Here is a 2,410-nt window from a genome sequence, read left to right as displayed (position 1 = left end):
CCCGCGAACTCCTCCTCCAGGGCCGCCAGAAGGGCGTCGGCGGGCAGGTCGAGGAGCTGCTCCAGATGGTGTTCGGCGCCGTCGCGGGACATGGACGCGGTCGGCGTCAGGCAGTCGGGGATCGCCGGATGCCCGGGCGCGAACAGCGGACGCAGGGTCTCGCGCACGTGCGCGGGCACCCGGCGCCGTACGGCGTCGCGCGCCGCCGGCGGCACGGCGTGGCGGCGGTCGCCGTACAGGTCCGCCGTCAGGGAAAGCAGGCTCGCCCCCGGATGCGGAACGAATTGCATCCGGATCTCGGACATGTCACCGAGACAGAGCTGTGAATACGTGGCCATCGAACCCCCCGTTCGTCTGCACGTGATCAGACGCCCGAAGGACTCCGCCGGTTGCGCCCACAAGACTTTTTGAAGATCTTCGAAAGGCTTGTCCGCGCCGAAAGGCATTTGCGAGAGTCGAGCCATGCCCGACGCGGAGATAGCAGAATTCGTGAGACAGCGGGGGTACGGGGAATTCGTCTCGGACACCGTGGTGACCTATCCAGGACGCAATCCGAACATGGCGGGACGCACGACCAGCGGGACCGACGTGTTCGCCAAGCGCGTCACCGGCCCGCACGCGGCGCACGGCGCCCGCCTTGAGGACCTCGCACAGGCCCTGACCTGGCACCACCTGCGCTGGCCGGCCGTCCTCGCGGCCGACCCGGACCGCCGCGTCCACCTGACCCGCTGGGTCCGCGACGCCCGCACGGCGGCCGACGCGGTGACCGCGGGCGAATTCACCCCCGCGCTCGCCCACGCCCTCGGCGCCGCGCTCGGCGAACTCCACGCGGCCCGTTTCACCCCGCACCACCTCGACCGCCGCCCGCTCCCGATGCCCTCGGTCCGCGTCTTCTCCGCCCTCTCGGCGGCCCAGTACCTGGAAAGCAGCGGCGGCCTCATCGAACTCTGGCGCATTCTCCAGGGCGACGACCACCTGAAAGAAGCGGTCACGAATCTCAGGAAAGACGAGGAAACAGCACCGCAGGTTCCCATCCACGCAGATCTCCGCCTCGATCAGATACTCGTCGCCGACGGGGAACTGGTCGTCACGGACTGGGAGGAATTCCGGTACGGCGACGCCGCGCGCGACCTCGGCACCACGGCCGGCGAGTTCCTGCACCGCAGCGTCGTCGGCATCGCCGCCGAGGAGATCGACACGGTCGGCGCGGACGACGAGATCGTCGCGAGGGGCGTGCGCAACCTCCAGGAGGCGCTCCCCACGCTGGAGGCGTTCACCCGCGGCTACCGCGCGGTGCGCCCCGGCCGCGACCGCGACCTCGCCCGCCGCGCGGTCGCCTTCGCCGGCTGGCACCTCCTCGACCGCGTGATGGCCGCTGCGGCGTACGGCGCCGAACTCACGCCCGTGCACCGCGCGGCGGTCGGCGTCGGCCGTACGGCGCTGGCGCGCCCCGCCGCGTACGTCGGCGTCCTGGGCCTGGAGGCGCTGTGACCGGCACCCTCGCGACCGTCACCGGCGCGACCGACGTCGACGTACCGAACCTCACCGCGCGCGTCGCCGGCACCGAGATCGGCGCGCGCACCCTGAACGAACTGCGCGCCCGGCTCGCCGAGGAGCTGTACCGGACGTTCCACCAAGGGGCGCGCCCGGCCGCCGTGCACCCCCGCGACCTCGTGGACCCGGCGCTGGAAGCGGAGCTGAAGGCCGCCGTCCCGCACCCGGCCGTCCGCGTCCCCACCCGCCTGCTGGCGGAGGACGGCGAGGAGGCGACCGTCGTCCTGGCCGGGCTCCGGGTACGGGTCCCGCGCGCGCGGGTGGGCACGCGGGACGGCGGCGTAACCGTCGAACTGCCGCCGTACCGGCCGTCGTTGTCCCCCGGCTTCCTGTCCGTGGTCGGGTCGCGGCTGCCCCGCGCGCAGGGCGGTCCCGTCCTGCGGCTCTACCTGCACGTGCCGGACGCGGGGGCCGCCCCGGCGGTGTGGGGCGCGGTGCTGCGCCGGCTGGAGGGGGAGGGGCTGCCGTACCGGGCGAAGATCCTCTCCCACCCCGACCGGTACCCCCGCAGGGACGCCATGGTCGTCTACGTCACCGACGACGCGGCGCGCGCCGTCGACACCGTCGCCGGTATCCCGCTCGACCTGGCCGACCCGGTCTCGCCGTTCACACGCGCCCTCGCCCCCGGCCTCTCCCTCGCCTGGGACCCCGCCCCGCGCGCGGGCGCCGCCCGGCAGCCGAGCTTCGGCCAGCACCGCGCACGCGCCTGCGCCGACGGCCTCGTCGACCACGCGCGGTACGGCATCCCCGTCGCCGAAGCCCTCGCGCGGGCCCTGCGAGCCGCCGGCGCGGACCCCGCGCTGCCCCACCGCAACCTCGACAGCCCCTGCCCCGCCCTGTGACTTCCCGCCCGCCG

3 protein-coding genes are annotated in these 2,410 nt (G+C 74.1%); 2 read left to right on the top strand and 1 reads right to left on the bottom strand.

Annotated elements, in window-relative coordinates; translation table 11 throughout:
• Window positions 1–338 (bottom strand): hypothetical protein (locus AOK24_RS42265; protein ID WP_206191363.1); only part of this gene is annotated, 338 nt, incomplete at its 3' end.
• A 124-nt stretch (window positions 339–462) separates the two neighbouring features.
• Between AOK24_RS42265 and lxmK the strand changes: the two genes are divergently transcribed.
• Both lxmK and AOK24_RS42255 read left to right on the top strand, forming a co-directional pair.
• On the top strand, window positions 463–1,491 hold the full coding sequence (gene lxmK / locus AOK24_RS42260; RefSeq protein ID WP_206191362.1) for a class V lanthionine synthetase subunit LxmK: 1,029 nt from the start codon (window positions 463–465) through the stop codon (window positions 1,489–1,491).
• Window positions 1,488–2,396, top strand: coding sequence for a T3SS effector HopA1 family protein (locus AOK24_RS42255; protein ID WP_055725178.1), 909 nt, complete (start codon window positions 1,488–1,490; stop codon window positions 2,394–2,396). The genes lxmK and AOK24_RS42255 overlap by 4 nt, the downstream gene beginning before the upstream one ends.
• Window positions 2,397–2,410: the final 14 nt, after the last annotated feature.

Origin of the sequence: Streptomyces niveiscabiei, from assembly GCF_001419795.1 — a bacterium.
Classification (GTDB): domain Bacteria; phylum Actinomycetota; class Actinomycetes; order Streptomycetales; family Streptomycetaceae; genus Streptomyces; species Streptomyces niveiscabiei.
This window is presented reverse-complemented; position numbering and strand designations above follow the sequence as displayed.